Annotated in this window: 18 protein-coding genes; 2 read left to right on the top strand and 16 right to left on the bottom strand. The window is 32.3% G+C overall.

The window, feature by feature from the left end; translation table 11 throughout:
* Positions 1 to 123 precede the first annotated feature (123 nt).
* The 10 genes from hisIE to DM444_RS23195 form a co-directional block, all read right to left on the bottom strand.
* Complete coding sequence (hisIE, locus tag DM444_RS23240; RefSeq protein WP_317048493.1) at positions 124 to 723, bottom strand: bifunctional phosphoribosyl-AMP cyclohydrolase/phosphoribosyl-ATP diphosphatase HisIE; 600 nt, start codon at positions 721 to 723, stop codon at positions 124 to 126.
* A 100-nt stretch (positions 724 to 823) separates the two neighbouring features.
* Complete coding sequence (gene hisF / locus DM444_RS23235; RefSeq protein ID WP_111291061.1) at positions 824 to 1,579, bottom strand: imidazole glycerol phosphate synthase subunit HisF; 756 nt, start codon at positions 1,577 to 1,579, stop codon at positions 824 to 826.
* 73 nt (positions 1,580 to 1,652) lie between these two features.
* Positions 1,653 to 2,378: a 1-(5-phosphoribosyl)-5-[(5-phosphoribosylamino)methylideneamino]imidazole-4-carboxamide isomerase gene (gene hisA, locus DM444_RS23230; RefSeq protein ID WP_111291059.1), complete on the bottom strand. Its 726-nt coding sequence runs from the start codon at positions 2,376 to 2,378 to the stop codon at positions 1,653 to 1,655.
* A gap of 95 nt (positions 2,379 to 2,473) precedes the next feature.
* A complete protein-coding gene (gene hisH / locus DM444_RS23225) occupies positions 2,474 to 3,055 on the bottom strand; it encodes an imidazole glycerol phosphate synthase subunit HisH (RefSeq protein ID WP_111291057.1) in 582 nt (193 codons plus the stop codon).
* Positions 3,056 to 3,150: 95 nt separating this feature from the next.
* A complete protein-coding gene (gene hisB, locus DM444_RS23220) occupies positions 3,151 to 4,287 on the bottom strand; it encodes a bifunctional histidinol-phosphatase/imidazoleglycerol-phosphate dehydratase HisB (RefSeq protein ID WP_111291055.1) in 1,137 nt (378 codons plus the stop codon).
* A 109-nt stretch (positions 4,288 to 4,396) separates the two neighbouring features.
* Positions 4,397 to 5,446 carry a histidinol-phosphate transaminase gene (gene hisC, locus DM444_RS23215; protein WP_111291053.1) on the bottom strand — a complete coding sequence of 350 codons (1,050 nt, stop codon included), beginning with the start codon at positions 5,444 to 5,446 and terminating at the stop codon, positions 4,397 to 4,399.
* Between the two features lie 12 nt (positions 5,447 to 5,458).
* Entirely contained in the window at positions 5,459 to 6,742 is a 1,284-nt protein-coding gene (gene hisD / locus DM444_RS23210; protein ID WP_111291051.1) for a histidinol dehydrogenase, read from the bottom strand.
* A gap of 128 nt (positions 6,743 to 6,870) precedes the next feature.
* Positions 6,871 to 7,728, bottom strand: coding sequence for an ATP phosphoribosyltransferase (gene hisG, locus DM444_RS23205; protein WP_111291049.1), 858 nt, complete (start codon positions 7,726 to 7,728; stop codon positions 6,871 to 6,873).
* Between the two features lie 312 nt (positions 7,729 to 8,040).
* Positions 8,041 to 9,441, bottom strand: coding sequence for a sensor histidine kinase (locus DM444_RS23200; protein ID WP_111291047.1), 1,401 nt, complete (start codon positions 9,439 to 9,441; stop codon positions 8,041 to 8,043).
* 3 nt (positions 9,442 to 9,444) lie between these two features.
* Positions 9,445 to 10,107 carry a response regulator transcription factor gene (locus DM444_RS23195; RefSeq protein WP_111291045.1) on the bottom strand — a complete coding sequence of 221 codons (663 nt, stop codon included), beginning with the start codon at positions 10,105 to 10,107 and terminating at the stop codon, positions 9,445 to 9,447.
* Between the two features lie 199 nt (positions 10,108 to 10,306).
* Here DM444_RS23195 and DM444_RS23190 point away from each other — a divergent pair, with 199 nt between their 5' ends.
* Entirely contained in the window at positions 10,307 to 12,445 is a 2,139-nt protein-coding gene (locus DM444_RS23190; protein WP_111291043.1) for an LTA synthase family protein, read from the top strand.
* 86 nt (positions 12,446 to 12,531) lie between these two features.
* Here DM444_RS23190 and DM444_RS23185 read toward each other — a convergent pair whose 3' ends face one another.
* A complete protein-coding gene (locus DM444_RS23185) occupies positions 12,532 to 13,530 on the bottom strand; it encodes a zinc dependent phospholipase C family protein (protein WP_111291041.1) in 999 nt (332 codons plus the stop codon).
* 174 nt (positions 13,531 to 13,704) lie between these two features.
* On the opposite strand from DM444_RS23185, the gene DM444_RS23180 reads away from it, so the two are divergent.
* Complete coding sequence (locus DM444_RS23180; protein ID WP_111291039.1) at positions 13,705 to 14,655, top strand: hypothetical protein; 951 nt, start codon at positions 13,705 to 13,707, stop codon at positions 14,653 to 14,655.
* Between the two features lie 2 nt (positions 14,656 to 14,657).
* On the opposite strand, the gene DM444_RS23175 is transcribed toward DM444_RS23180, so the two are convergent.
* The 5 genes from DM444_RS23175 to DM444_RS23155 form a co-directional block, all read right to left on the bottom strand.
* The gene (locus DM444_RS23175; protein ID WP_111291037.1) at positions 14,658 to 15,635 is read right to left on the bottom strand and encodes a YeiH family protein; all 978 of its coding nucleotides are present in this window, start codon (positions 15,633 to 15,635) and stop codon (positions 14,658 to 14,660) included.
* 75 nt (positions 15,636 to 15,710) lie between these two features.
* Positions 15,711 to 16,607 (bottom strand): LysR family transcriptional regulator, encoded by an 897-nt coding sequence (locus tag DM444_RS23170; RefSeq protein WP_111291035.1) that lies wholly within the window; start codon positions 16,605 to 16,607, stop codon positions 15,711 to 15,713.
* Positions 16,608 to 16,681: 74 nt separating this feature from the next.
* Entirely contained in the window at positions 16,682 to 18,709 is a 2,028-nt protein-coding gene (locus tag DM444_RS23165; RefSeq protein WP_111291033.1) for a hypothetical protein, read from the bottom strand.
* A gap of 81 nt (positions 18,710 to 18,790) precedes the next feature.
* Positions 18,791 to 19,537 (bottom strand): 3-oxoacyl-[acyl-carrier-protein] reductase, encoded by a 747-nt coding sequence (gene fabG / locus DM444_RS23160; protein ID WP_111291031.1) that lies wholly within the window; start codon positions 19,535 to 19,537, stop codon positions 18,791 to 18,793.
* Between the two features lie 220 nt (positions 19,538 to 19,757).
* Positions 19,758 to 20,186: a hypothetical protein gene (locus tag DM444_RS23155; protein ID WP_111291029.1), complete on the bottom strand. Its 429-nt coding sequence runs from the start codon at positions 20,184 to 20,186 to the stop codon at positions 19,758 to 19,760.
* Between the last annotated feature and the right edge of the window lie 109 nt (positions 20,187 to 20,295).

Raw genomic sequence — 20,295 nt, 5'->3', positions numbered from 1 at the left:
TTTACCGAATAGTATTAAACATAGCCCGCGGTTTCAACCGCAGGAGTGCATGTAATATAACAATACGTTTCCCGCGGTTGAAACCGCAGGCTATATTAATTGACAATTTCTATTATTTAAAACCTATTTCTGACGCTTTTTCAAAACTTCAATAACATCATTCAGCTGAAAACCTTTTGCTTGAAGCAGAATTAAATAATGAAACAATAAATCCGCGCTTTCGCTAAGGAACAAATCATCATTACTATCTTTTGCTTCAATAACAACTTCTACAGCTTCTTCACCTACTTTTTGAGCTATTTTATTGATGCCTTTTTCGAACAAATAAGCTACATAACTTTTCTCAGAATCAGCATTTTCTCTACGAGTTTTAATTGTATTTTCTAACTGAGAAATAAAACCGTAATTCGCATCATTTGGCTCTTGCCAACAAGTATTAGCACCTGTGTGACAAGTTGGCCCAACAGGTTTCGCCTGAATTAAAAGCGTATCTCCGTCGCAGTCGTTTTTGATACTTACTAAGTTCAAAAAGTTACCACTCTCCTCACCTTTTGTCCAAAGTCTTTGCTTAGAACGGCTGAAAAAAGTTACTTTTTGGGTTTCTATTGTTTTTTGAAGCGATTCTTCGTTCATATAACCCAGCATCAAAACATTTTTTGTTTCTGAATCTTGGATTATAGCCGGAATTAATCCGTGTGCGCTTTTGATATCGATGTCCATAATTATTTTAGATTTTTGATTTCAGATTTTAGATTCTCAAAGCTGAAATTGATTTTTTTATTTATTGGTTGGAATTTGGAATTTAAAAATTTGGAATTTCCTCTCAAATTCTAACTTCTATATTATTGTTTTTTAATTCTTGTTTCAAGGTTTTGATTTCTATTTCTTTAAAGTGAAAAACGCTTGCTGCTAAAGCGGCGTCTGCTTTTCCTTCTTTAAACGAATCTACAAAATGCTGAATGTTTCCAGCGCCTCCCGAAGCTATAATCGGAATATTTACTAGTTCTGAAAGTTTCGCCAAAGCTTCATTTGCAAAACCATTTTTAGTTCCGTCGTTGTCCATCGAAGTAAATAGAATTTCTCCTGCACCACGTTCTGCAACTTCCACAGCCCAATCGAATAAATTTAATTCAGTTGGAACTTTTCCGCCAACCAAATGTACAATCCATTGTCCGTCGATTTGTTTCGCATCGATTGCAACCACAACACATTGGCTTCCAAATTTCTGAGCCAAATCATTAATCAATTGCGGATTTTTTACTGCCGATGAATTAATCGAAACTTTATCAGCTCCATTATTAAGCAGAATATCAACATCTTCTACAGATGAAATTCCGCCGCCAACAGTAAACGGAATATTGATTTTTTCTGCCACGCTTCGTACCATATTTACTAGTGTTTTACGTCTTTCTTCGGTTGCTGAAATATCCAGAAAAACCAATTCATCTGCACCTTCAGCCGAATAAATTTCAGCCAATTCTACAGGATCTCCAGCATCTCGCAAATCAACGAAATTAACACCTTTTACAGTTCTTCCGTTTTTTATATCTAAGCAAGGTATAATTCTTTTTGCTAACATTTTTAATTTGGTTGTTGGTTATTGGTTGATTGTTGTTGGTTAATACTATAAACTATCAACCGACAACTAACAACTATAAACCAATTATATAATTCTCTAACTGTTTCAATGTAATTCTTCCTTCGTAAATCGCTTTTCCAATTATGGTTCCTTCACAGCCTAATTCAGCTAATTTTGGCAATTCGTCGAAAGTTGAAATTCCGCCAGAAGCGATTAATTTTATACTTTTTGCTTCCGCTAAAATTTTACCATACAAATCAAAACTTGGACCTTGAAGCATTCCGTCTTTGGCAATATCTGTACAAATAACGTACTGAATTCCTTTGGTTTGATAATCTTGAATAAACGGAACCAAATCTTCATCAGAATCCTCTAACCAACCAGAAACCGCAATTTTTTCATCTTTAGCATCAGCGCCTAAAATAATTTTATCAGAACCGTATTCTGAAATCCATTTTTCGAAAATTGCTCTGTTTTTTACCGCAATACTTCCGCCTGTAATCTGATTTGCACCGCTTTCAAAAGCAATTCTCAAATCATCGTCTGATTTTAAACCGCCGCCAAAATCAATTTTTAAGCTTGTTTGAGTGGCGATTTGTTCTAATATTTTATAATTGACAATTTTGCTTGATTTTGCACCGTCAAGATCTACTAAATGCAAATATTCGATTCCGTGGGCTTCAAATGATTTCGCCACTTCAAGCGGATTTTCATTGTAAATTATTTTGGTATCATAATCACCTTTGGACAAACGAACGCATTTTCCTTCAATGATATCTATGGCTGGTATTATTCGCATTTTTCTAATTTTAGAGTTCAGATTTTAGATTTAGATACTAAAACTGAAATTGATATTTTGATTGGTTTTTGAATTTTGATATTTCAAATTGGAATTTACATTTTTAAAAAATTGCTTAGAATCTTTTCTCCAACATCTCCGCTTTTTTCTGGGTGAAATTGAGTTCCGTAAAAATTATCTTTTTGTAATGCCGATGCATATTCAACGTCGTAATTCGTTGTAGCAATAGCTTCATCGCAATTTGGCGCATAAAAACTATGAACCAAATACATGAATTCATTCTCAGAAATGCCTTTGAACAAATCGGTTTTTAAATCATAAATCTGATTCCATCCCATTTGTGGCACTTTTACGTTGTTTGAAAATTTCAAAACATCAACATCAAAAATCCCTAATCCTTCTGTATTTCCTTCTTCTGTTTTGTTGCACATCAATTGCATTCCAAGACAAATTCCTAAAACAGGCTGTTTTAATTGCGGAATCAAACTTTCTAAACCGCTTTCACGAAGTTTTGTCATCGCTGAACTCGCCTCGCCCACGCCAGGAAAAATCACTTTATCAGCCGATTTAATTTCGTCTGTATTATTACTCAAAACAGCCTTAAAACCCAATCGTTCAATAGCAAACATAATGCTCTGAATATTTCCTGCTCCGTAATTTATAATTACTATTTTCATTTTGTTTTTTGTTTGTTTTGTTTCAAGTTTAAAGTTTCAGGTTTCACGTTCTGTTGAGCAACTTGAAACTTTAAACCTGAAACTTGAAACAAATTTTAAAGCATTCCCTTTGTCGAAGGCAAAATCATTTTTTCGGTGTCTCTTTTTACGGCTACTTTTATTGCTTTCGCGAAAGCTTTGAAAATGGCTTCAATTTTATGATGTTCGTTGATTCCTTCGGCTTTGATATTTAAGTTGGCTTTTGCGCCGTCTGTAAATGATTTGAAGAAATGATAGAACATTTCAGTTGGCATTTTTCCCACCATTTCACGTTTAAATTCCGTTTCCCAAATCAGCCAGTTTCTTCCTCCGAAGTCAATTGCTGCTTGCGCTAAACAATCGTCCATTGGAAGGCAGAATCCGTAACGCTCAATTCCTAATTTATTTCCCAGTGCTTTCGCGAAAACTTCTCCAAGAGCAATTGCTGTATCTTCGATTGTATGGTGCTCATCTACTTCTAAATCACCTTTTACAGTGATTTCCAAATCCATTTGACCGTGACGTGAGATTTGATCTAGCATGTGATCAAAAAACGCAATTCCAGTGTCGATTTTGCTTTTTCCTGTTCCGTCAAGGTTTAAGTTGATATAAATATCTGTTTCGTTCGTTTTTCTTGTAATCGATGCTGAACGTGCCTCTAACTTTAAAAACTCATAGATTTTCTTCCAATCCATTGTTTGTAAAACGATTGTTTCGTTTAATTCCTCACGTTTAGATGAAATTTCGTTGCTTCCTGCTCCGTCAGTATCATTCATGAAAATGGCTTTTGCACCAAGGTTTTTAGCCAATTCAACATCTGTTAAACGATCACCCAAAACAAAAGAATTAGTCAAATCATATTCTGGATTATTTAAATATTTAGTCAGCATTCCAGTTCTTGGTTTGCGTGTTGGTGCATTTTCTTCTGGAAAAGATCTATCTACAAAAATTTCATCAAAAACAACTCCTTCATTTTCAAATGCTTTTAGAATAAAATTCTGCGTTGGCCAAAACGTATCTTCTGGAAAACTATCTGTTCCTAAGCCGTCTTGATTGGTTACCATTGCTAGTTCGTAATCTAATTCACTAGCAATTTTAGCCAGATACTGAAACGCTTTTGGATAAAATTCCAGTTTATCTAAGCTGTCTAATTGTAAATTTTCAGGTTCTAAAACGATCGTTCCATCGCGATCGATAAAAAGTACTTTTTTCATATTTTATTTTTTTTCCGCCACGAATTCACGAATTATATTAAATCTCGATGGCAAAATGACTTTGTGTTCTTTGCGTAATTCTTTGCGAACTTTGCGGTTAAATAAATTCCTAACTTAATCGTTTCAATTCTCTAATTACAACTGCATTTTCTTCTTTTGTTCCAATTGTAAAACGAAGACAATTTTCGCATAAAGGCTGTGTTGTTCTGTTTCTGATAACGATTCCTTTTTCAATTAACTGATCGTATCTTTTGTTAGCATCATCTACTTTTGCCAAAATAAAATTAGCTTCTGTTGGATATACTTTTTCCACAAAACTTACTTCAAGTAAAACTTTAAGCAACTCTTCTCTCTGCTCAATAATAGAAGCTATTTCTTGTTTTATTTTATCAGAATCTTTCAAACGTTCTATAGCTCGTTGTTGAGTCAATTCGTTTACGTTATAAGGCGGTTTGATTTTATTTAAAATCGAAATTACAGCTTCAGAACCATAACAAATTCCTAAACGAATTCCAGCCAAACCATAAGCTTTAGAAAGTGTTTGTGTAATGACTAAATTTGGATATTCATCAATTTCTGTCAGCCAGCTTTCTTTATCTGAAAAGTCAATATAAGCTTCATCAATTACCACTAAGCCATTGAAATTTTGAAGCAGTTTCACCACACTTTCGTCTGAAAAGGAATTTCCTGTCGGATTATTTGGTGAACATAAAAAGATGATTTTTGTATTCTCGTCAACCGCTTCTAGAATCTTTTCAACTTGTGGCTGAAAATCTGTCGATAGGAGAATTTCTCTGTTTTCAACAGCATTAATATTCGCTAAAACGCCATACATTCCGTATGTTGGTGACAACGAAATAATATTGTCTTTATTAGGTTCGCAGAAAGCTCTGAAAAGTAAATCTAAAACTTCATCACTTCCGTTTCCTAGCAAAATCTGATTTTGTTTTACTAAATTATTCTTAGCCAAAATAGCTTTAACCGAATTCTGTTGCGGATCAGGATAACGATTTACTCCATTTTGAAACGGATTTTCATTGGCATCCAGAAAAATCATATCGGCTGTATCGAAATCTTCAAACTCATCTCTTGCAGAAGAATACGGTTTTAAAGATTTCACGTTTACACGTGTTATAGTATTTATATCGAAGGTACTCATTGTTTTATTTATTTATTCTAAGTCTTTTAATCGAAGTGTTACAGCATTTTTGTGAGCTTGTAAACCTTCAGCTTCAGCCATTTTTTCAATAGCGCTTCCTATATTCAAAATTCCAGTTTTGGTAATTTTTTGAAATGTCATCGATTTCATAAAACTATCCAGATTTACACCACTATAATTTTTAGCATAACCATTTGTTGGCAATGTATGATTTGTTCCTGAAGCGTAATCTCCAGCACTTTCTGGCGTATAATTTCCGATGAAAACAGAACCAGCATTTACAATTCCGTTACAGTAGAAATCATCATATTCTGAACAGATTATAAAGTGTTCTGGCCCATATTCATTGATTAAATCTAAAGCAATTTGATCGTTTTCTACATAAATCAATTTTGAGTTTTCGATTGCTTTCTCTGCGATTGCTTTTCTTGGTAGCACTTCTAGTTGTGATTGAACTTCTTTTTCAACTTCATCAATTAGTTTTCTTGAAGTCGAAACTAAAATCACCTGACTATCTGTTCCATGTTCTGCCTGAGATAATAAATCTGAAGCAACAAAAGCAGGAACCGCTGTGTCATCAGCCACAATTAATAATTCTGAAGGTCCTGCAGGCATATCGATTGCAACTCCAAATTGCGTTGCCAATTGTTTTGCTACTGTTACAAACTGATTTCCAGGTCCGAAAATTTTATACACTTTAGGAATGGATTGCGTTCCGAAAGTCATTCCGGCAATCGCCTGAATTCCGCCAACTTTTAAAATTTTAGTTACACCGCATAAATTTGCCGCATATAAAATTGCTGGATTAATTTTTCCTTTTTTATCTGGCGGAGAACACAATACGACTTCTTTACTGCCTGCAATTTCAGCTGGAACTGCCAACATTAAAACAGTAGAAAATAAGGGAGCTGTTCCTCCTGGAATGTATAATCCAATTTTCTGAATTGGTCTTTTTTCCTGCCAGCAATTTACTCCTTCAATTGTTTCAACTTCCACTCTATCAGTTTTTTGAGCGTTGTGGAATTTATAAATATTGTTTTTTGCTAATTCAATAGCTTCTTTTAATTCATTAGGAATCAAGCTAATCGCTTCATTAATTTCTTCTTGAGAAACTTCATAATTATCTAAAGAAATTCCGTCAAAAATCGAAGTATATTTAGCTACAGCTTCATCTCCTTTTCTTTGAACTTCCTTGAAGATTTCTTTTACCGTAACTTCGATATCGTCAACAGTTTGAGTTGGTCTTTTTAGTATTTCTGACCAGATCTCTGGTTTTGGATTGTCTATTTTATTCATTTTCTTAAGCTTTAAGCTTTAAGCTGTAGGCTTTAGGCTTTATTAACGTTGTGTTTATTTTTTTTCTTAGGGAGCAAACTTTTCTAAAGCCTAAAGCTTAAAGCCTACTGCCTAAAGCGGGCGAAGCCCTACAGAACCATTTTCTCAATTGGGCAAACCAGAATTCCCTCCGCTCCTACTTCTTTTAACTGGTCGATTACGTCCCAAAAAGTATCTTTATCGATTACAGAGTGAACACTGCTCCAACCTTCTTGCGCTAACGGAAGAACCGTTAAACTTCTCAAAACTGGAAGAATTTTTCCAACAGCATCGATTTTATCGTTTGGAACGTTCATTAGGATATATTTTGAATTTCTAGCTCTTAAAACCGCTTGAATTCTGAATTTTAACGTATCAATGTGTTTTTGGATTTCTGGAGAAACTTTTGGAGAAACTGCTAAAACTGCTTCACTTTTCAAAATAACTTCAACCTCTTTTAAGTTGTTTTTGAATAAAGTGCTTCCACTTGAAACAATATCTACAATTGCATCTGCAAGACCAATATTTGGGGCAATTTCAACAGAACCAGAAATTTGGTGAATGTCGACAGTTAGACCAAATTTACTGAAATATTCGTTAACAGTGTTTGGATATGAAGTCGCAACACGAAGATTGGCTAAATCTTGAACTGAATTGTATTCAAAAGTTTTTGGAACAGCTACAGAAACTTTGCATTTTGAGAATCCCAATTTCTGAACTACTTCAATTCCTTTTCCTTTTTCTACCAAAAGATTGTCACCAACGATTGCTAAATCTACAACTCCATCAATTAAATATTGCGGAATATCAGAATTTCTCAGATATAAAACTTCAAGAGGAAAATTTGAAGCTTCTGCTTTTAATTGATCGATTCCGTTGTTGATTGAAATACCGCAGTCTTTTAGAATTTGGATACTGTCTTCGTTTAAACGACCAGATTTTTGAATTGCAATTTTTAAAGTACTCATTTTTTAGTTGTTTGTTTGGATTAATAGTTTGAGTACAAAGAGAGTTAGAATTAAAAAACCCGTTTGATGTACTCAAACGGGTTTTAAAATATGATGATTTACATGCATACCATTAACACATCGCTTGAGAGCAATAATGTAAATGATGATGATGTAATTGAATTGAAATCATGATTTGTTTTGTTGTTTACTTCTTTGATTCGGTTGCAAATATACTAGATAAAATAATTAAAAAGCAATTTTTATTTTAACTTAACGGTAGTTTATTGTTAAAAAACGCTTTCAACAGCATTTTGCTTAATGATTTTAGAATTACTTTAACGAATTATTATATTCTTCAAAAACTAGCAATACTCTAGTTCCTTTTCCGATTTCGCTTTCAATTTTAAATTTAATCTGAAGCAAATCTGTCATTCTTTTTACAATAAATAAACCAAGTCCAGTTCCTTTAATTTCAGAATGATTTAACGAATCTGATCTAAAAAACGGATTCAAAATAGACTCTAAATCTTTCTTCGCAATTCCGATTCCTTGATCTGAAATAATACAGTTTATTTTATGATTTTCTCTCGATAATGAAATTTTAACCTCACTGTCAGGTTTTGAGTATTTTATAGCATTTGAAATTATATTTCGAAGAATCGTTACCGCCAAATAATTATCTGAATAAATATAAAACTCCTCTGAAGCATCCAAAATCACATTAATTCTTTCTGATTTAATTTTCTCTATATTTAATTTGAGGACATCTAAAATTACTGCATTTAGATAAACATTTTCTTTAAGAATATTCTGTTTTTGATTCTCAAATCTAGCCATCATAAGCAACTGATCTACGAGAGAATTTAAGTGGTCAACCTCATTAATGCAATAATTGATTTTTTCTTCGTATTCCTTGCTATCCCTAGGTTTACGGATAAGCACTTCAAGTGTTCCTTTAATAACAGTAAGTGGCGTCCTTAACTCATGCGAAGCATCAGAAGTGAACTGTTTTTCACGCTCAATTGCATCTTCAATTCGATTCAATAAATTGTTGATTGTTTTGGAAAGTGTAAACAATTCATCCCTTGTTTTTGGCAACGGAATTCGCGCTTTAAGATTGTCTTTTGTAATAATCTTAGAGGTTTGAATAATGTTATTTATCGGTTTAATACTTCGCCCAGCATAAAATCTCGCAAGAAAAAACAAAATCAACAGAATGATTGGAAAAGTAATCAGCAAAGTATCCATCAGATTATCCAAAACCTTTGAAGAATCAGACAATGACATGGCAATAATTAAATACCCTATTTTTCTTGATTTTATATGTAGCGGAACTTGAATTTGACGAATTTTATTGTCCAATAATTTGGTATCATAAAGCTCAAAATGATCTTTATTGTCATGAAAAACGAGCTTTTCATTCTTTAAATTAGGAGACTTTTCAATGATTTTCTTGTTCAAATCTAAAAACTGAACAAAAACTGGATTTACGTCAACAGAATTGTGTTCTCTTTCCTCCCATTCTTCAGCATCCATAAAAATCACAACACCATTTTCAATTTTTAGTTCTTTTAAATGATCCTGAACTTCTATGTTTAGATTTTCATCGATATGATTGTAAACCGTCAGTTTTACAATAAAATAAATAGCCGAAAAGACTGCTAAAACCAATAGTCCAGTTCCTACAATATAATTTAATGCAATTCTATTTCTAAAGGATAATGATGTCATGTGTTAATCATTGGCAATATAACCTATGCCGCGGATGGTTTTTATGTAATCTTCTTCAATTTTCAGGTTTAGCTTTTTACGAATTGCATTCATAAAAACATCTATAACACCTGTATCATATTCAAAATTGATTTCCCAGACATCTCTCAAAATCTGATTTCTAGTACAAACTTTTCCTTTATTCTGAATCAAATACGCTAATAACTCAAACTCTCGCTGCGTTAACGAAATTTCCTCCTCACCTTTTAAAACAATGTGCTTAGACAAATCCATTGTAATGTTTCCAAGCGTCAAGCTCTCAGTTTGATTTTTATTCCTAAAATGCACCTTAACACGCTCAACCAATTCCTCAAAACTGAAAGGCTTTTTAATATAATCGTTTGCGCCCGCTTTCAATCCTTCAATTGTTTCCTGCACGGTATCTTTTGCTGTTAAAAAAATAATTGGCGTAGTTTGGTCTTTAACTCTAATGGCTTTACACAGATCAAGTCCGTTGATTTTTGGCAGCATCCAATCTAAAAGAATCAGGTCAAACTTTTGTTCTTGAACCAGTTCAAAACCTTTAGAACCGTCACTCGCAGTAGTTATTTGATAGCCTTCTTCTTGTAAACCTTGTTTTAGAAACTGGACAATTCCTAATTCGTCTTCTACTATTAAAATATGCATTTATCGTATTTAATTAAGATTCGCATTCCATTTTACAATTCAAAGATAGAGAATTTCACTCTCAGAAATAGACCTAAATATCAAGAAATAAAGATAATCAGCATCTTAAGCAAACATTAAGTTAATGTTAAGTAAGGTAAAAGTTGAACTTAATCTAGCGTTAATCATTCGAAAGTAATTTTGTAAAAAAATAAAACATATGGATTTTTATAAAAAACTTTCACCTTTTTACAATCTTACAGTATTCTATTTTATTGTGAGTTTCATACTTAGAATAGTTTTACTATTTCATCCAATTACACAAAGTTCGTTTACATTTACTGAAAGCCTGAAAATCTTTTCATTAGGTTTAGTTTCAGACTTTTTTGTTTTTATTTTAGCTTCGGGCTTCCTGTGGCTTTATCTTATTTTTATTTCAAATTCTAAATACAACAAACCTTACGGATACATTATTCTTGGAGGTTTTGTAGCGCTTTTAATTTATACGGCTTCTGGAAAAAGCATTTTTGATGAATACGGTGGCGCTTTACCAAGAATCATTTTGATTTTTGTTTCTATAAAAACACTTTTATTTTCACTTTTTCTTTTCTTGCCAAAACAAAGAGATAAAATTAGATTTTGGCTTTTTGCATTTGTGATCTTTTTATACGTTTTATTAATTCTTCAAAATGGAATAAGCGAATTTTTCTTTTGGAATGAATTTGGTGTAAAATACAATTTCATTGCTGTAAACTATCTGATTTATACTAACGAAGTAATTGGAAACATCATGCAATCTTATCCTGTAGTTCCAATTTTCTCTGCCTTGTTTATTATCACTGGAATTATTACGTTTTTCATTATAAAAAAATCAAGAAACTATATTGACGAAATTCCTAGTTTCAATGAAAAATTAAAAATTACAGCCGTTTACGCCGTTTTATTTGTTTTTTCTTTATTGGCTGTTCCGAGTTTAGCTAAAACGGAAAACTCTAAAAACGTATTTGTGAATGAATTACAATCGAATGGAATTTACAAGTTCTATTTGGCTTTTCAGAACAACAAATTGGATTATTTTAAATTCTACAAAACGATTCCAAACGAAAAAGCCTTTGCGATATTAAAACAAGAAATTCCAACTATTTCAGGAAAAAACACTTTGCGCGAAATAAAAGAAGATTCGCTCGAACAACGCAAAAATGTGGTTTTAATTACGATTGAAAGTTTAAGTGCTGATTTCATGAAAATGTACGGAAACAAACAAAATATTACTCCTTTCTTAGATAGCCTTGCTCAAAAAAGCTTACTGTTTACAAATGTATATGCCGCTGGAAACAGAACTGTACGCGGTCTAGAAGCGGTTACTTTATGCCTTCCGCCTACTGCTGGTGAAAGTGTTGTGAAAAGAGAGGATAACAAAAATAAATTTTCGACTGGATCTGTTTTTCTTCAAAAAGGTTACAATGTAAAATTCATGTACGGCGGCGATGCTTTTTTTGATAATATGCAAGATTTTTATTCTGGAAATGGATATCAAATTATTGACAAATCGAATTTTACTGAAAACGAAGTGACTTTTTCTAATGTCTGGGGAGTTTGTGACGAAGATATGTACAATAAAGCGATCAAAATCATGAATGTTGAAGCAAAGCAAAACAAGCCTTTCTTCAACCATATAATGACAGTTAGTAATCACAGACCTTTTACATATCCTAATAATAAAATTGATATTCCTGGAAACATCAAATCTCGTGACGGAGGTGTAAAATATACCGATTACGCTTTAAGCCAATTCTTTAAACAAGCTGAAAAACAGCCTTGGTTCAAGAATACCGTTTTTGTAATTATTGCAGATCATTGTGCTTCGAGCGCAGGAAAAACGGAGCTTCCTGTAGACAAATATAGAATTCCGGCTTTAATTTATATTCCAAATGCGAAGCCTGAAAAATTTAATAAATTGATGTCTCAAATTGACGTAATGCCAACATTATTTGGATTGCTTAATTTTGATTACGAAAGTAAATTCTTTGGTTGTGATGTCTTTAAATCAGATTATCAACCTAGAGCTTTTATAGCAACTTATCAGGATTTAGGTTTAATAAAAGACAACGTTTTAACGATTCTTTCTCCAAAACAGCAGATAAAACAGTTTCAGTTAAAACTTAATGAAAAATCTGGAATTTCTCCCGAATATCAAATTCATTATGATGAAATTCCACTGAAAGCTGAAAATAAAAATTTAGCTGACGAAACCATTTCATACTATCAGTCAGCTTCTTATGTATTGAAAGAAAAGGAATATCAGTTTAAAGATTTAGCAAATAAGAATAAGAAACTATATGCCAATGTTCATAATTAATTGATTACAATTTATTGAAAAAGGCCTCAAATCTTTACGATTTGAGGCCTTTTTTTAGGTTTCAAAAACTAACTTGAAACGAAAATTTAGTCGTTTTGATTCTTCATTCCGAATAAATTCCCTTTCTGATATAATTTTAAATCTTCTTGCAAGAATTGATAGTTTCTTTGAGTAACAGCTGGCGAATCTAAATCACTTAAATCTGGCTTTCCTGCGTTTACCCAAGCAGTATACCAAAAACTTGCTGTTGCAGCAATTGCTTTTTTCATTTGATTTTCAACCATACCGTTCAATTCTGCATGCAATTTTGCAGCATATTCATCAGTAAATTTAGAGGTATTGTATTTCGTTTTTGCGATTTTACCTTCTGCATCCATTTCAAAAACTTTGTTTTCTGGAGTTGCAGTTCTTAGTTTTTTATCAATATCTAATAAAGGTTGCGCTAAACTGTGAGTATCATTAATCAAGTCCCAAATTGCTTTATGAACATCTGCATAATACTGTGCCTCAGGAACGTTTAATTTGTAATTTTTAACAAATAACTCTGGTAATCTACTTTCCCAAAGTGAATGAATTCCTTTTTGATCAGTCAATTGCCCATCGTGATTTGCAGAAGTATGCAATGGCATGTGTGCATCACCAACATAATGACCTAAATCTGCAGAAAGAAATAAGATTTCAGATCTATTTTTTTCTTTAAAAGCTTTAGTCAACTTTGCCATCATTTCTTCAAGATACCAAGGCAAAATTCCATTATCGCTCAAAAATTTAGCATCGTACTTTTGTTTTGCTTCTTCTAATGTCTTTGGATAACTGTCAGCAGATCCAAAGTTTTCCATATCAAAATAATGTCTTGGACCTTCTTCTTTATAATTTAAAGCATACTTACGGATATCTGGAACCGAAGCTTCTTGAGTAATAAAATCAATGTGATTGTAAAAAAATATCTGCAATTGTTTTGGTAAAGCCATTACAGCTGCTTTGTTAATACGTTCATGGCCAACATTTCCCCATGATAGAGTAATAAAGCCAATAATTAAAACACCGAAAGCGATTAATTTTGGTCTCATTTGGATTTTTTTCATTTGTTTTTTTATTAGAGGGAGCAAATTTAGCTTTAATTAAAGAATACGCAAAAAATACTATCAACAAGATTCTACAATTTTAATTTTTTGAGATTTTAAGCTGTAAAAACAGTACAAGCGTATATTAACACTAATTTTCTTTATACATTTGCTTTACTAACAAAATTCAATTTTATGCGCCAGATTACCTTAAATTTATTTCTATTAATTTCTACTTTTTGCTTTGCACAAGAAACTGATTTACAGCTAAAAAATGTTAGCGATACCATATTAAACCCAAAAAGAATCCTTAAAGTTTCCGATCCGCTAAACGGTGAGAAAACAATGCAAAAACTGTTTCCTGGCAATTTATATCATCTTTCTGACAAAAACACTTTTATAAGCTGGAAATGCAAATCATGCCAACCTTCTCCTTTTCTTGATGTAAATGGCGTAGAAGGCGATCAAATGTTTCCTTATACAGAAGGCGTTGCCACAAGACTTATAGCTAATATCGATTATAGTGATTCAAAAGGGAATCAGTTTAAAATTTTAGCCTTTAATCATTCTGTTCATGACGAAGACGGACTCCAAACAGGACGTTTTTCTGGAGGCTTACTTGGCTTGGCAAAATTTACAAAAAATGGCAATTCTTGGGAAATGCGATCTTTTCAACCTGCAGTTGCTGCATTTGGGGCTTTTGCTCAATGTCCGACTCCTAAATTGGTTGAAATTGGAGAAGATCAATATGCTTTTACTTTGATTCATGCAAATGGTGGTGCTGGCGGCGCTTACGAAGGCTATCTTTACCTCATTGCTGGTTTTGGCGGAAAATATCAGCCCATTCTGGAAGTCAATAATTATCAGTTAACTAACTCTTCTTTTATTGCTTGGAGCGGATCTTACAAAGTAGTCAATGACAATTCTAAGAAACATTTCAGAGATATTATTATTACTACAAAAGGAACTTATAATATAAAAGCAAGAGGTGAAGATGAATTTGACGTTGAATTTCCTGAAGAAATTGCAACAATGACCAAAACCAAAAAAGCATTTGATTTTGAGATTGAAAGACGCTATTCATTCAAAGGAAAATTTTACAAAATGATTGATAAACCAATTGTGAAATTTTCAAACGTAAAATAGATTTAACTTAAATAAAGTATTGACACTAAAGCTAAAACTGCAATAAAAATCCAAAGAAAAATTCCTTGAAGCAAAGGCTTTACTCCTACTGTTTTTAAAGTCGCAAAATTTAAAGTAGCTCCAATTAAAAACAAAGTGATAGTTAAACCAATTTTTGCAATTCCAACAATGTGTGCTGTAAAAATTGCTGTTGATGAAAAATAAGTATTTACTAACATTGCCAGAATAAACAAGCCAATAAAATAAGGAATTTTAATCTTTGTCCCGACGCTTCGGGATTGTCTTTTAAAGAAAAAAGCAGTCAAGATCGAAATAGGAATAATCCATAAAGCCCTTGCTAATTTTACCGTTGTAGCAACTTGTAGCGCTTCTGCACCATATTTATTTGCAGCCCCAACAACTGAACTTGTATCGTGAATTGCAATGGCACACCAAAGACCAAAATCTTTTTGAGACAAATCTAATTGATGTCCGATAAACGGAAAAACAAACAAGGCAATTGAATTTAGTATAAAAATAACCCCTAAAGCAATTGAAGTCTGATTTTCGTTTGATTTGATAACAGGCGAAATAGCTGCAATCGCACTTCCTCCACAAATAGCTGTTCCACAAGAAATTAAATGAGACGTTTTTTTCTCTGTTTTAAGCCATTTCCCCAACAAAAATCCGAAAATTAAAGTCGTGAAGATTGAAAAAACAGTTAGCAAAAAACCTTCTTTTCCAGCTGAAACTGCGCTTGTAGCGTTCATTCCGAATCCCAAACCAACAACTGAAAACTGCAATAAAAATGTAATGGCTTTATGATTGAATTCCACAAATGGATTCCCGAAAAGGTTCACAATTAAAACTCCCAATAAAAGTGCAATTGGCGGAGAAATAATCGAAAATAAGCACAAAAGAATTACGGCAAGAAAAAGTACTTGCTGTAATGATTGATTGATTTCAAATAATTGTGCTGTTGTTTCTTGTTTTGTTTTCAAAATTATGGCAATTGATATTTACTTTGCAAAGTTCTATTGTTTCTATCTAAATCGCCAATCGTAAATTGCAATCGACTATAACTTCAAATTATAATGATTACCTAGATTTTGAATGAATAACTCGGATAAAGAGTCTGATTTTCCTTGTAAGGTTATAATGTAAAAATATCTTTCTATAGATAACTTCTCCACATCTAGAACAATCAATTCATTGTTTTTCAATTCTTTATTTACTGCATGAATAGACATAAAAGCAAAGCAATCTGAGTTCAATAAATATGATTTTATGCTTTCAGTACTTCCTAATTGCATTTCTATTTGCAAATCGTTAAATTTTAAACCCGCTTTTTTCAAAGCAAATTCTATAACTTCAAGTGTTCCAGATCCACGTTCACGCGTAATGAATTTCATTGATTTTAAATCATTTAATGAAATTTCATTTTGTTTTACGAAAGGATTTTTACTGTTGCAAACCAAAACCAATTCGTCTTTTAAAAATGGAATGTATTTTATAGATTGATTTTTAGACTGCCCTTCTACAATTCCGATTTCGATTTCTTTATTGATTAAGGCATTTTCGATTTGTTCTGTATTTCCATTCAACAAATTGACTTTTATATCTTTTTGCTTCTGATGAAAACGCGCCAAAACTGGTGAAATAACATATTGAGAAATGGTTGTACTTGCTCCTAATCGCAACAAACCTTGACGTTCTGCATTGAACGAACTCATTTCAAAATCTATTTCACGGTAGATATCAAAAATACTTTTAGTATATTTTAGAAGGATTTTTCCAGCTGGAGTTAAAGCGATTTTAGAACCGTTTCGTTCAAAAAGTTTGGTCTTATAAGTTTCTTCTAACTCTTGAATGTGTTTAGAAACCGCCGGCTGAGTAATATACAATTCCGTTGCCGCTTTAGTAAAATTAAGGCGGAGCGCAACCGTGTAGAAAACTTTTAGCCTGAAGTCCATTTTTATTGTCGTTATTTTTTTGTTTCAGGTTTAAAGTTTCAAGTTTGGAAAACCTTTGAACCTTTGTACCTTAACTACAGTAATCCATTATATTTTCTAACAAACCATTCTGTCGTCAATAAGATTGCAATTAGAATTAAAAGCCAAACCCAGTCAATAATTGGAGTTTTACTAGAAATACTTTTCTCGATCGATTTGTATTCTTTGTTTTCTAAAAGAGTGCTAATCAAGTTATCAGCTTGATTTTCAAAAAAAGCTTTTCCACTAGTTTGTTGTGCTAATTGCTGTAATTTAGTAACATCTGGATTTACAAATTGCTTTTCGATATCAAAATCTAAAATTTCAAAATGGCTTGCGTATGAGGTATTTGAATTTAATTCCTTTACTGTAAAGTTATATTTTCCAGCAGGAAGTCCTTCTAAATTAGCTGAAAAAGAATTACTTCCTTTTAGTAAATCGTAATTTTTAGTTTGTTTTGTCTCTGCATTTACAACACTGATTGTAAGTCTAGCTTTTTCATCAAACTCATAATTTTTATTGAAATACTGTGCATTGATGATAATTTCTTCTCCAGAATTGTAAAAGCTTTCGTGTGTTACCACTAAAGATTTTTTTGAAGCCGATGATGCTAAATATTGAACGATTTTATCAATAAAAACATCATATTTTTCAAATGACTGATTGTCAACATGGCTTTGCAAACGCCATTTCCAACTATTTTCTCCTAAAAGAAAAGCCGTTCTTTTTCCTTGATTTTCGGCGAAAGCCAATAAAGGCGCATTCGTAGAAACGTTTCTAATTTTTGACGAAAGCAAAACAGAGACATTTCCGTTTGTACTTATATTTCCAAATGGATTTTGTAAAGGCGGGAAATTTTCAAAACCAATATCATCAATTGCAAATAGATTAAAATCGGAATGGAATTCGCTAAGAAAATCTTCTCGCTGATTGCTCATTTTAAAAATCAGATTATTTTGCTGCTGATTTAAAAAATTGAAATCGGTGTTGTTTCCTGTTATAATAAAGGTATTTGTTCCTTTTAATTTATTGTTGTCAAATATTGCTTTGAAAGCTGTTGTTGGCTGATATAAAACTAAAACAGAAATATCTTGTAAATCATTAATTTGGTTTGGCTTAACCAATATCACTTTACGTTGTGCATTAACTTCAATTGAACGTTTTAAAGCTGCAATATCTGGATGATTTATAGCCGAAACAATAGCAATTGTAGACTTTTGATCGATAATTTCTACTGCAAAATTTTTAATATTATTGTAGTTATTCTTTTCTTTTACTGAAGATTGAATACTAGCTTTGTAAATCTGCAATCCTACTTTATCTGCTGGAAGAAGCAGATTTATAGAAGATGTTTTTTTAGATGGCGAAAATGAAAGTTTTTCTCTCGCTACAACGGTATTTCCTTGAGAAATGGTAAATTCTGCATTGGCAGTTTTGTCACCGGCATATTGCAGAAAAACTTCAACAGGAAATTTATTTTTGTGAAAAGCGTATTTATTTACATTTAACTGATTGATTTTTAAATCAAAAAAAGTAGTTGTATCTCCCACAACCAAAGGATAAACTTTATTGACAGGATCAAAACGATATACATAGTCGTTTCCTGTAGTTTGATTTCCGTCGGTAATTATAACCGTCGGGAAAATCAGGTTTTTATTGATGCTTTTTAGATTTTTAGCAACTTCATCTAAATTGGTCTGATTCCCTTTAAAATCAAATTTATCTGAAGTTTTAAAATCATTGTCAAATTGATACGATTGTATATCGAATTTTTCTTTTAAAGCAGGGTTCGAAACCAGTTTCTGATATAATTCAACCGCTTTTTGATCTGATTTTAAAGCCGTTATTGAACTTGAATTATCGACAACAATTGCCAAAGGCGTTTTGGTAATTTCCAAAGAATTTTTAGAAATTATAGGATTGATCAATAAAACCAATAATCCAAAAATGGCCAAAAAACGTAAAAAAGCCAAAAGTATAATCACATTGGATTTACTTTTGGCTTTAAAAAAATATTGAAAATACGACAACCCACCAGCAATTACTAAAGAAAGCAATAATAAAAGAATCGTGTTTGTCGTCATAATTTATTTCGTAATTGGAAGATATTAATAATTCAAAGATTTCAAAACCTTTGAACCTTTGCAACTTAGTACCTCAGTACCTTAGGTTAGCATTCCTCCACAAACATTAAGAACTTGTCCTGTAATGTATGCACTCATGTCTGAAGCTAAGAATAAACAAGCATTTGCTACATCTTCTGTAGTTCCTCCGCGTTTCAACGGAATACCTTCTCTCCATCCTTTTACTACGTCTTCGCTTAATTTTGCAGTCATTTCAGTTTCAATAAAACCTGGAGCGATCGCATTGCAACGAATGTTACGAGAACCTAACTCAAGTGCTACAGATTTAGTAAATCCAATTGCACCAGCTTTAGATGCAGCATAATTTGTTTGACCCGCGTTTCCAGAAACTCCAACAACAGAACTAATATTAATGATAGATCCTGCTCTTTGTTTCAAGAAAGTTTTCTGAATCGCTTTAGTCATATTAAAAACTGATTTCAAATTCACATCAATTACTTGGTCGAAATCTGCCTCAGACATACGCATTAACAAATTGTCTTTTGTAATTCCAGCGTTGTTGATCAAAATATCAACAGTTCCAAAATCAGCTAAAACAGCATCAACAAAAGTTTGAGCTTCTTTAAAATCTGCTGCGTTAGATTGGTATCCTTTAGCTTTTACTCCTAAACTATTCAATTCTGCTTCTAAAGCTTCTGCAGAAGCTGCAGATGAACTGTATGTAAAAGCAATGTTTGCTCCATGTTTAGCAAAAACTTCAGCAATTCCTTTTCCAATTCCACGGCTTGCACCAGTAATAATTGCAACTTTTCCTTCTAGTAATTTCATATTAAGGTATTCGTTTTATTTTTTGAGTTACAAATATAGAGTATTTGGGCGTTTAATAAAATTTGTAATACAAAAAATACCTCAGAAAATTGTTTATTTTACTTATGTAATGACCTAGAATTTTATAAGACTAGATAATATAAAATTCTCATGAAGAAAATCCAATAAAAAAAAGCCTTACTATCTCTAGCAAGGCTCTCTTTTATTGACTATTCTAATTTTAGAATGCTACATTCCATCTAGGTAATTTTGCATTTTCATCTAAGAAATTTTGCAAAACTTGTCCTTCAACAGCAGTTGGTATTGCTTTTACATCTGCTGTAAAAGTTTCATACCAAACAACTTCAAGCTCAGAAATATTTTCTAATTTCATTTGTGCTGGCCAAGAATATTTTCTACCTGTTTTTGCAAACTGATGCCCGTTTACGATTTTATCGTAAAGTCCGCCATTTTTACTTTTTAGCGTTCCATCATTCTGAACAGTTCCTGTAGAACCTACCATGATCAATTCTTTTGCGTCACCTTCAACAGCATATACAACAAAAATACCTGCACTTCCTTCTGGAGCATTGCAAACCTGTTCTAAACTATCTTCAACTTTAAAAGTAAAACTATTGCTTACTTTAAATTTTTCTAAATCTTTACTCATCTTTCTATTTTTAGCTTCTAAGATACTGAGGTTCTGAGATGCTAAGTTTTTTTCATTTATGCCTCAGCCTTTAAAATGTAAAAAAGTCTCAATTATAAGTTGAGACTTT

The organism is Flavobacterium ginsenosidimutans (assembly GCF_003254625.1).
Classification (GTDB): Bacteria; Bacteroidota; Bacteroidia; order Flavobacteriales; family Flavobacteriaceae; genus Flavobacterium; species Flavobacterium ginsenosidimutans.
Note: the sequence above shows the minus strand (reverse complement) of the source record. Positions and strands in the feature narration are given on the sequence as shown.

Coding starts and splice junctions, on each gene's coding strand:
- DM444_RS23165 (WP_111291033.1), bottom strand. CDS start 18,709: ATGACGACAAACACGATTCTTTTATTATTGCTTTCTTTAGTAATTGCT.
- hisC (WP_111291053.1), bottom strand. CDS start 5,446: ATGAGTACCTTCGATATAAATACTATAACACGTGTAAACGTGAAATCT.
- hisF (WP_111291061.1), bottom strand. CDS start 1,579: ATGTTAGCAAAAAGAATTATACCTTGCTTAGATATAAAAAACGGAAGA.
- hisB (WP_111291055.1), bottom strand. CDS start 4,287: ATGAAAAAAGTACTTTTTATCGATCGCGATGGAACGATCGTTTTAGAA.
- DM444_RS23170 (WP_111291035.1), bottom strand. CDS start 16,607: ATGGACTTCAGGCTAAAAGTTTTCTACACGGTTGCGCTCCGCCTTAAT.
- DM444_RS23190 (WP_111291043.1), top strand. CDS start 10,307: ATGGATTTTTATAAAAAACTTTCACCTTTTTACAATCTTACAGTATTC.
- hisH (WP_111291057.1), bottom strand. CDS start 3,055: ATGAAAATAGTAATTATAAATTACGGAGCAGGAAATATTCAGAGCATT.
- DM444_RS23185 (WP_111291041.1), bottom strand. CDS start 13,530: ATGAAAAAAATCCAAATGAGACCAAAATTAATCGCTTTCGGTGTTTTA.
- DM444_RS23180 (WP_111291039.1), top strand. CDS start 13,705: ATGCGCCAGATTACCTTAAATTTATTTCTATTAATTTCTACTTTTTGC.
- fabG (WP_111291031.1), bottom strand. CDS start 19,537: ATGAAATTACTAGAAGGAAAAGTTGCAATTATTACTGGTGCAAGCCGT.
- hisA (WP_111291059.1), bottom strand. CDS start 2,378: ATGCGAATAATACCAGCCATAGATATCATTGAAGGAAAATGCGTTCGT.
- DM444_RS23195 (WP_111291045.1), bottom strand. CDS start 10,107: ATGCATATTTTAATAGTAGAAGACGAATTAGGAATTGTCCAGTTTCTA.
- hisG (WP_111291049.1), bottom strand. CDS start 7,728: ATGAGTACTTTAAAAATTGCAATTCAAAAATCTGGTCGTTTAAACGAA.
- DM444_RS23155 (WP_111291029.1), bottom strand. CDS start 20,186: ATGAGTAAAGATTTAGAAAAATTTAAAGTAAGCAATAGTTTTACTTTT.
- DM444_RS23200 (WP_111291047.1), bottom strand. CDS start 9,441: ATGACATCATTATCCTTTAGAAATAGAATTGCATTAAATTATATTGTA.
- hisD (WP_111291051.1), bottom strand. CDS start 6,742: ATGAATAAAATAGACAATCCAAAACCAGAGATCTGGTCAGAAATACTA.